The organism is Phenylobacterium sp. Root700 (genome assembly GCF_001429025.1).
In the GTDB taxonomy this organism is placed as follows: Bacteria; Pseudomonadota; Alphaproteobacteria; order Caulobacterales; family Caulobacteraceae; genus Phenylobacterium.
On the sequence record NZ_LMHT01000031.1, the window covers coordinates 97251 to 105151 of the forward strand.

The window sequence follows — 7901 nt, forward strand, 5'->3', positions numbered from 1 at the left end:
CGAAAGTCAGAAATGGGAGTGCGCAGCGTGAGCGACGGCGAAGTCTTTCCGGTTCCGAAATCCTGGGCGGAGCGCGCGCATATGGACGCCGCGGGCTATGAGGCGGCCGTCGCAGAGGTCGAGACCAACCCCGACGCCTACTGGACCAAGGTCGCTGGCCGCCTGGACTGGATCACCCCCTTCAGCGTGGTCAAGGACGTCTCGTTCAACCGCGAGGACTTCCGCATCCGTTGGTTCGCCGACGGCGTCCTGAACGTCTCGGTCAACTGCCTGGACCGCCACCTGGCCACCCGCGGCGACCAGACCGCCATCATCTGGGAAGGCGACGACGCGGAGTGGACCAAGGTCAGCTACCGCGAGCTGCATGCGGAAGTCTGCCGCATGGCCAACATCCTCAAGGCCAAGGGCGTCCAGAAGGGCGACCGGGTCACCATCTACATGCCGATGATCCCGCAGGCGGCGATCGCCATGCTGGCCTGCGCCCGGATCGGCGCGGTCCACTCGGTGATCTTCGGCGGCTTCTCGCCCGACTCGATCGCCGGCCGCATCCAGGACTGCGACTCCAAGATCGTCATCACCGCCGACGAAGGCCTGCGGGGCGGCAAGGTCGTGCCGCTGAAGCGCAATGTCGATGAAGCCCTGGCCAGCTGCCCGGGCGTGACCGACGTGATCGTGGTCCGCCGCACCCGCGCCGACGTGCCGATGACGGAGGGCCGCGACGCCTTCTTCGGCGACCTGAAAAAGGATGTCGGCGACACCTGCGATCCCGAGCCGATGAACGCCGAGGATCCGCTGTTCATCCTCTACACCTCGGGCTCGACCGGCAAACCCAAGGGCGTGCTGCACACCACCGGCGGCTACCTCGCCTGGACGGCCCATACCCACGAGCTGGTGTTCGACTATCGCCCCGGCGAGGTCTTCTGGTGCACGGCCGATGTCGGCTGGGTCACCGGCCACAGCTACGTGGTCTACGGCCCGCTGGCCAATGCGGCGACGACCGTGATGTTCGAGGGCGTGCCCAACTATCCGACCAACTCGCGCTTCTGGGAGGTGATCGACAAGCACAAGGTCGAGATCTTCTACACCGCCCCCACCGCCATCCGCGCCCTGATGCGCGACGGCGACGAGCCGGTGACCCGCACCGATCGCACCTCGCTGCGGCTGCTCGGCACGGTCGGCGAGCCGATCAATCCGGAAGCCTGGCTCTGGTATCACCGCGTGGTCGGCGAGGGCCGCTGCCCGATCGTCGACACCTATTGGCAGACCGAGACCGGCGCCTGCCTGGCCAGCCCGCTGCCCGGCGCCCACGCCGCCAAGCCCGGCTCCTGCGCCAAGCCGCTGCCCGGCGTGAAGTTCCAGCTGGTCGACGCCGAAGGCGGCGTGCTCAGCGGCGCCAGCTCGGGCAATCTCTGCATCACCGACTCGTGGCCCGGCCAGATGCGCACCGTCTATGGCGACCATCAGCGCTTCTTCGACACCTACTTCTCGACCTATGCCGGCAAGTACTTCACCGGCGACGGCTGCCGCCGCGACGAGGACGGCTACTACTGGATCACCGGCCGGGTCGACGACGTGATCAACGTCTCGGGCCACCGCCTGGGCACCGCCGAGATCGAGAGCGCACTGGTCGGCAACGAGAACGTCGCCGAGGCCGCCGTCGTCGGCTTCCCGCACGATATCAAGGGCCAGGGCGTCTATTGCTTCGTGACCCTGAAGGCCGACGTGACGCCGACCGACATCCTGATGGCCGAGCTGAAGGGCTGGGTCCGCCGCGAGATCGGGCCGTTCGCGGCCCCGGACGTGATCCAGTTCGCGCCGGGCCTGCCCAAGACCCGCTCGGGCAAGATCATGCGCCGCATCCTGCGCAAGATCGCCGAGAACGACCTCTCCAACCTCGGCGACACCTCGACGCTGGCCGACCCCTCGGTGGTCGACGACCTGGTGAAGAACCGCCACGCCGCCTGATGCGTTAGCCTTCGGCGGGGCAAGCTCCGCCATGAGGCTTTCGATGCGGGCGAGGCTCCTATCTGCGGTCCTGGTGCTGGCGCTCGCCTCGGCGGCGTTCGCCCAGGACGGCGGCGTTCACGTGGAGGTCACGCCCGATCCGGGCGGGGCCTCGGGCCAGATCCGCGGCTCGGTCGAGATCGACGCCACGCCGCAGGAGGTCTGGAAGGTGCTGGTCGATTGCGACCTCGCCCCGCGCATGGCGGCGCGCTTGAAGAGCTGCCGCATCCTGGAGCGCGACCCGCAGGGACGCTGGGACGTGCGCGAACATATTAGCCGCGCCGGACCGCTGCCCTCGATCCGCAGCGTGTTCCGCTCCGACTACGCCCCGCCCTACGCCATCGCCTTCCACCGGACCGGCGGCCAGGTGAAGGTGCTCGAAGGCCAGTGGCGGCTGATCCCGCTCGACGGCGGCGTGCGCACGCGGGTCCTCTACGAAAGCCGCGCCTCGGCGCCCTTCGCCGTGCCCGCCCCGATCGCCCGGATGATCCTGCGCCACGACGTCCCCGAGGCCCTGGCCGCCTTGCGACGCGAGGCGACGGCCCGGCGGTGAGTCACAAAAGCTCGTCATCCTCCGGTCGTCTGAAAGACGATCCGGGGACCCAAGCTGAGTTGCAGAATTTGATGGGCCCTATGGGTCCCCCGGATCTCGCTTCGCGAGCCCGGAGGATGACGAAAGGCGGGGAGACGTCTAAGCCTCCCCCATGTCGCCTGACCTGCCCGCCCCGCTTCGCCTCGCCGCCGACCGCCTGATGCAGGGGGTGTCGCGCCGCGACATGGCCCAGCGCGCCTCGGCGATCTCGGCGCGCTATCGGGCCGGCGGAACCTCGGCCGGGGTGGTGGGCTCGGAGGCCGACGCCACCGCCTATGTCCTGACCCGGCTGCCGGCCACCTACGCCGCCTGCGCGCGGGCCTTCGCCGAAGCCGCCGAGCGCGCGCCAGGCTTCGAACCCGCCAGTCTGCTGGACGCCGGCGCCGGCCCCGGCGGGGCCGGCTGGGCGGCGCTGGAGATGTGGCCGGCCATTCGCACCGCCTGCCTGCTCGACTCCAACCGCGCCTTTCTCGACATGGCCGCGAGCCTCGCCGCCGAGGGGCCGGCGCCGCTGGCCGAGGCTGAGCGCCGCAAGGGCGACCTGACCGCGCCGGCCGACTGGCCCAAGGCCGACCTGGTGGTCGCCAGCTACGCCCTGGCCGAGATCGCCCCGGCCAAGCAGGCCGCCACGGTGAGCGCGCTGTGGACCTCGACCGAGGGCCTGCTGGTCATTGTCGAGCCCGGCACCCCGGCCGGCTACGCCCGCATCCTGGCGGCGCGTGAAACCCTGATCGCGGCGGGAGGCGCCATCCTCGCCCCCTGCCCGCACAGCCAGGCCTGCCCGCTGGTCGCCCCCGACTGGTGCCATTTCAGCCAGCGGCTGGCGCGGTCCCGCGACCACCGCCTGGCCAAGGGGGCCGAGGTTCCGTTCGAGGACGAGAAGTTCAGCTACCTCGTCGCCGCCCGCCCCAGCGTCCAGGCGCTGGCCCCAACCCCACGCGTGCTGGCCCCGCCGCACACGGCCAAGCCGGGCATCGACCTGAAACTCTGCACGCTGGATGGCCGGGCCGAAGTCGGCTTCGTTCCGCGCCGCGACAAGGGGGCCTACGCGGTCGCGCGCCGCCTCGACTGGGGCGACGCCCTGCCGCCCGACTAAATTCGAACGGCCGTTTAAATTTACTGGCCGAACCCGGTTTCCCAGGCGACAACTGACATCCTGGCCCACCCGTATTCAGGGCCGCGCGATTTCAGAAACATAGGGAAGCCATATGCCCAAGAGCCGTGAAATCCATCTCGTCGCCCGTCCGGACGGCATGCCGACCCAGGACCAGTTCGCCCTCGTGGAGACGAACGTTCCCGACGCCGCCGACGGCCAAGTGCTGGTCGAGAACCTCTACATGTCGGTCGATCCCGCCATGCGTCCGCGCCTGACCGCCGGCCAGGACCTGAACGTCGCCATGATGGGCGGCGCGCTGGGCCGCGTCGTGCAGTCCAAGAACCCGGACTTCGCGGTCGGCGACCTGGTGTCGAGTCGGCTGGGCTTCCGCGAATTCTTCACCTCGGACGGCAAGGGCCTGACCAAGCTGAAGGCCGACCCGGACCTGTCGCTCACCACCCACATGCACGCGCTCGGCATGACCGGCTTCACCGCCTATGGCGGCCTGCTGCACATCGGCCAGCTGAAGGAGGGCGAGCAGGTGTTCGTCTCCACCGCCGCCGGCGCCGTGGGCTCGGTCGCCGCCCAGATCGCCAAGATCAAGAACTGCTACGTGGTCGGCTCGACCGGCGCGGCCGACAAGGCCGCCTGGCTGAAGGACGAGGTCGGGCTGGACGCGGTGATCAACTACAAGGAAACCCCGATCCGCAAGGCGCTGGAAGACGCCACCCCCAAGGGCATCGACGTCTATTTCGACAATGTCGGCGGCGATCACCTCGAGGCCGCCCTGCGCCGGATCAACACGCTGGGCCGCATCCCGGTCTGCGGCTTCATCTCCGGCTACAATTCGGGCCACTCCAGCGTCTCGAACCTGTCGAACATCATCTATGCGCGGGTGATGCTTCGCGGCTTCGTCGGCACCGACTTCATGCACCTCTACGCCGACTTCCAGCGCGACATGGCCGGCTGGCTGAAGGACGGAAAGGTCAAGTATCAGGAGACCATCCTCGACGGCATCGCCAATGCGCCGACCGCGCTCATCGGCCTGCTCGAGGGCAAGAACTCCGGCAAGATGCTGGTCAAGCTGGCGGCCTAGAAGACCGCTCCTAGATCCTCCCCCGCCCGGGGGAGGTGGATCGGCGCAACGCGCCGAGACGGAGGGGGACCTCTCTCAAAGAGTCAAAGTCCCCCTCGGTCAGCCATGCGGCTGACAGCTTCCCCAGCGGGGAGCATCCAGGCAGGCCCACATGACAATCCCGTAAGCTTCCCTCGACGGGGGCGAGTGCTAGGGTCGGCGCTCGCCAATCAGGAAGCCTTCATGCTCCGTCACGCCGCCGCGGCCCTCCTCGTCACCTTCAGCCTGGGGCTGCCGGCGTTCGCCGCCGACACGGTTCCGCCCATCGCCTACAAGGAACGCACCCTCGCCAATGGGCTGAAGGTCTATTCCTCGGTCGACCGCACGACGCCGAACGTGACGGTGCAGGTCTGGTACGGGGTGGGATCGAAGGACGACCCGGTCGGCCGCTCGGGCTTCGCGCACCTCTTCGAACACATGATGTTCAAGGCCACCCGCGACATGCCGTCGGAGACCATCGACCGCATGACCGAGGACGTCGGCGGCATCAACAACGCCTCCACCTACGACGACTTCACCAACTACTACGAGGTGGTTCCGGCCAATCACCTGCAGCGGCTGCTGTGGGTCGAGAGCCAGCGCCTCGGCTCGCTGGTCGTCGACGAGGCGGTGTTCAAATCCGAGCGCGACGTCGTGAAGGAGGAGCTGCGCCAGTCGGTGCTGTCCCAGCCCTATGGGCGACTGTTCTATCTCTATGTGCCGCAGGCCAGCTACACGACCCACCCTTACAAGCGCCCCGGCATCGGTTCGATCGAGGAGCTGGACGCCGCCACCATCGACGACGTGCGCGCCTTTCACGCCGCCTATTACCGGCCCGACAACGCCGCCCTGATCGTGGTCGGCAACTTCGACGAAAGGCAGTTCGACGCCTGGGTCGACACCTACTTCGCCGGCATCAAGCGCCCGGCCGAGCCGATGAAGCAGGTCACCGCCCTCGAGCCGCCACGCACCCAGCCCGGCGTCTTCAAAGGCTATGGCCCCAATGTGCCGCTGCCCGCGGTGCTGATGACCTGGCACGCGCCGGACGCCGCCAGCGCCGACGCCCCGGCCCTGACCGTGCTCGACGCCGTCCTCTCCAGCGGCAAGTCCTCGCGGCTCTACAACAGCCTGGTCTACGAGCAGCAGGTCGCGACCGAGGTCTATTCCGACGCCTCCCTGCCCCAGCAGCCGGGCATGGTGATGATCGGCGCCATCCTGGCCAGCGGCAAGACCGTGGCCGACGGCGAGCAGGCCCTGCTGGCCCAGGTGAAGGCGATGCGCGAGACCGCGCCCACCGCCGACGAGCTGTCGGAGGCCAAGAACGAACTGATCGCCGGCAAGCTGCGCGAGCGCGAGACCATCGACGGCCGCGCCTTCGCCCTCGGCTACGCGCTGCGGACCGCGGGCGACGCCTCGCTGGCCAATCGCGAACTCGCGGAATTGCAGGCCGTCACCGCCGCCGACGTCCAGCGGGTGGCGCAGAAGTACCTGACCGACAACGGCCGCATGACCATCCTCTATCAGCCCGAAACCGCCCGGCCGAAGGGCGAGGTCGACGGGGCGCCGAAGCCGCCGGTCGTGGCCTCGACCAAGTATGTCGGCCCGGTCGTCACCCTGGCCCCGGAAGGCCAACGCGCCGCCCCGCCGCCGGTGGGCGAACCGGTCATCCCCGTCCTGCCCAAGCCCGCCGAGAAGACCCTGGCCAACGGCCTGAAGGTCATCGTCGCCAAGTCGTCGGACCTGCCGCTGGTCAGCGCCGAACTTACCCTGCGCACCGGCGCCGGCGCCGATCCGCAAGGCCTGGCCGGCGCCATGGGCATGACCGCCGGCATGCTGACCGAGGGCACCAAGACCCGCAGCGCCCAGCAGATCGCCAGCGAGTCCGAAGCGCTCGGCGCGATCCTGTCCTCGGGCGGCGGCCAGGAATCCTCGGCGGTCGGCTTGAACGTCATGCCCGAGAAACTGCCCGCGGCCATGGCCATCATGGCCGATGTCGCCCGCAACCCGGCCTTCGCCCAGGAGGAGTTGGACCGCCAGCGCAGCCAGACCCTCGACGGCCTGTCGGTCGCCTACCAGTCGCCGGGCCAACTCGCGGGCTTCGCGGCCGCGCCGGTGATCTTCTCCGGCACCCCGTTCGGCCACGTGGCGACCGGCACCCCGGCCTCGCTGCCCAAGATCACCACCGGCGACCTCGCCAAACTGCACACGGCCTATTTCCGGCCAGACAACGCCATCCTGGTGCTGACCGGCGACATCACACCCGAGCACGGCTTCGCCCTGGCGGAAAAGGCGTTCGGCGACTGGAAGGCTCCGGCCGGTCCGGCGCCGGTCCGTGTCGCGGTGAAGCCGAGCGCCAAGCCGCGCGCCGTGGTCATCGACCTGCCGGGCACCGGCCAGGCCGCGGTCACGGTCGCCAAGGCGGCGATCTCGCGCGGCGATCCCGCCTACTATCCCGGCATCGTCACCAACTCGGTGCTGGGCGGCGGCTATTCGGCCCGCCTGAACCAGGAGATCCGCATCAAGCGCGGCCTCTCCTACGGCGCCAATTCGCGGCTCTCGGCGATGCGCACCACCGGCCTGTTCCGCGCCTCGGCTCAGACCAAGAACGAGTCCGCGCCCCAGGTGCTGGACCTGATCGTCGCCGAGCTGACGCGGCTGGTCCAAACCCCGGCCGGCGCCGAGGAGCTGAAGGCCCGCAAGTCGGTGCTGATCGGCGGCTTCGGCCGTGAACTGGCCACCACCGACGGCCTGGCCAGCATCCTCGGTAACCTCGCCCTCTACGACCTGCCGCTGACCGAGGTCGGCGCCTATACCGGCAAGGTCGAGGCGGTGAGCGCGAGCCAAGTCCAGGACTTCGCGAAGAAGAACCTCGACCCGGCCGCCGTCAGCGTGATCGTCGCCGGCGACGCCAAGGCGTTCGAGGCCGAGCTGAAGTCGCGCCGGCCGGACCTAGAGGTCGTGCCGGCCGCCGAGCTGGATCTGGACGCCGTGAGCTTGAAGAAGACCGGGAAGTAAGATCCTCCCCCGCTGGGGGAGGTGGCGCGCTGAGCGAAGCGAGGCGTGACGGAGGGGGCCAGCGGCCGTTGGAGTCAAAG

The 7901-nt window shown here is 69.3% G+C and carries 5 protein-coding genes; all 5 read left to right on the forward strand.

Annotated elements, in window-relative coordinates; translation table 11 throughout:
* The first annotated feature begins 81 nt into the window (after window positions 1-81).
* A complete protein-coding gene (acs, locus tag ASE02_RS16130; RefSeq protein ID WP_369818580.1) occupies window positions 82-1965 on the forward strand; it encodes an acetate--CoA ligase in 1884 nt (627 codons plus the stop codon).
* Window positions 1966-2008: 43 nt separating this feature from the next.
* The gene (locus ASE02_RS16135; RefSeq protein ID WP_162257189.1) at window positions 2009-2557 is read left to right on the forward strand and encodes an SRPBCC family protein; all 549 of its coding nucleotides are present in this window, start codon (window positions 2009-2011) and stop codon (window positions 2555-2557) included.
* A gap of 151 nt (window positions 2558-2708) precedes the next feature.
* Window positions 2709-3692 carry a small ribosomal subunit Rsm22 family protein gene (locus ASE02_RS16140; RefSeq protein WP_056735562.1) on the forward strand — a complete coding sequence of 328 codons (984 nt, stop codon included), beginning with the start codon at window positions 2709-2711 and terminating at the stop codon, window positions 3690-3692.
* Between the two features lie 112 nt (window positions 3693-3804).
* Complete coding sequence (locus tag ASE02_RS16145; RefSeq protein ID WP_056735563.1) at window positions 3805-4788, forward strand: NADP-dependent oxidoreductase; 984 nt, start codon at window positions 3805-3807, stop codon at window positions 4786-4788.
* Between the two features lie 222 nt (window positions 4789-5010).
* Window positions 5011-7821 carry a pitrilysin family protein gene (locus ASE02_RS16150; protein ID WP_056735650.1) on the forward strand — a complete coding sequence of 937 codons (2811 nt, stop codon included), beginning with the start codon at window positions 5011-5013 and terminating at the stop codon, window positions 7819-7821.
* Window positions 7822-7901 lie beyond the last annotated feature (80 nt).

What these genes read in the sequence shown, in the direction of transcription:
- ASE02_RS16150 (WP_056735650.1), top strand. Translation starts at nt 5,011, where the DNA reads ATGCTCCGTCACGCCGCCGCGGCCCTCCTCGTCACCTTCAGCCTGGGG.
- ASE02_RS16145 (WP_056735563.1), top strand. Translation starts at nt 3,805, where the DNA reads ATGCCCAAGAGCCGTGAAATCCATCTCGTCGCCCGTCCGGACGGCATG.
- acs (WP_369818580.1), top strand. Translation starts at nt 82, where the DNA reads ATGGACGCCGCGGGCTATGAGGCGGCCGTCGCAGAGGTCGAGACCAAC.
- ASE02_RS16140 (WP_056735562.1), top strand. Translation starts at nt 2,709, where the DNA reads ATGTCGCCTGACCTGCCCGCCCCGCTTCGCCTCGCCGCCGACCGCCTG.
- ASE02_RS16135 (WP_162257189.1), top strand. Translation starts at nt 2,009, where the DNA reads ATGCGGGCGAGGCTCCTATCTGCGGTCCTGGTGCTGGCGCTCGCCTCG.